Here is a 1,169-nt window from a genome sequence, read left to right as displayed (position 1 = left end):
AGTCCACCACGGCCACCACCTCGCCGGCGCGGCCCGGGTCGGGCAGCAGCGCGGCGGGCGCGTTCGCGTGTCGTGTGGCGGTGTGGCCGTCGGTGGTCAGCGTGTAGCCGTACTCGGTGGCCGGCCCCGGGTGGCCCGGGGGCAAGGAAAGGATGAGGGTGCTCATGGATGGGTTTCGCGGGCCATTTTAGGGGCGTGGCATGACGGATCGCGCGGCCGGGGTCAGCGGGTGGCCGTGGCGGCGTCGTTGCGCGCGAAGACCCCGCGTTCGCGCCACAGCGTGCGGGCTTCGCGGCCGGCCTTGTAGACCAGGGAGCGTTCCTGCACCACGGTGCTTCCCAGCCGCAGCCGGCCGAGCACTTCGTAGTACGACGAGGAGACGGTGTGCGTGGTGGTGTCCATCCGCGCCGAGCCGCTCAGCAGCTTGCGCGCGTCTTCCTCGTTGCGAAAGTGCCGGGCCTCGCGCGCCTGCACCAGCTGCTGCGCGCCGGCCATGTCCAGCCCCTCGATGCTGGCCTGCAGCACCTGGGCGCTGGCCGTGTTCAGGTTCACCCGCGTGCTGCGCGGCAGCACGGTGGCGTAGGGCTCCAGCGCCGCGATGGTGGCGGCGTCCACGCCCAGCCAGGACAGCTGCGACAGGGTGCGCGGCATCAGGGGCGCGTTGCCCGCATCGCCGCCCGTGGCCTTGGCCTGGCGCAACCCGTCGGCCAGCAGGTTCAGCTGCTGGCGCGGCAGGCCGAGCTGCTCGAAAAGGCGGGTGAACTGGCGCAGGGGGATCTCCTGCACCGCATTGCCGTCCACCAAGTTGAAGAGGTTCAGGCGCGACTGCAGGTCGATGATCCGGCCGGACAGGAAGGCATCGGCCGTGTCGGTGCTCGCATCCTCGGGCTGGCTCACGTTGCGGTCCGCCGCGAGGAAGGTGGACAGGCGCGCTTCTTCCAGCGGCACCGCCCAGGGCTCGGCCAGGTGGTCGGTGCCGTCGCTGTCGCGCGCGGCGGCGTCCTCGCGCAGGATGAGCCGCGACCAGTCGAGCGCGCCGGCCAGGATCCACGCCGACTGCGCGCGTGCGCGCTCGGCGGTCTCCACCTCGACCGCGCGCCACTGCTGCCACATGGCCGCGGCCGCGAACGTGGCCACCAGCGTCACCGTGAGCATGGCGGCCAGCAGCG

At 72.5% G+C, this 1,169-nt stretch carries 1 protein-coding gene and 1 pseudogene; both read right to left on the bottom strand.

The features are described 5' to 3' along the window. A pseudogene (locus AC27IO_RS24555) lies at window positions 1-166 on the bottom strand (type II secretion system protein GspL); the annotation flags it as partial. A 56-nt stretch (window positions 167-222) separates the two neighbouring features. Next, window positions 223-1,167 carry a type II secretion system minor pseudopilin GspK gene (gene gspK, locus AC27IO_RS24550; RefSeq protein WP_498741253.1) on the bottom strand — a complete coding sequence of 315 codons (945 nt, stop codon included), beginning with the start codon at window positions 1,165-1,167 and terminating at the stop codon, window positions 223-225. Window positions 1,168-1,169: the final 2 nt, after the last annotated feature.

It is taken from the genome of Acidovorax sp. KNOB132 (assembly GCF_057541515.1).
This window is presented reverse-complemented; position numbering and strand designations above follow the sequence as displayed.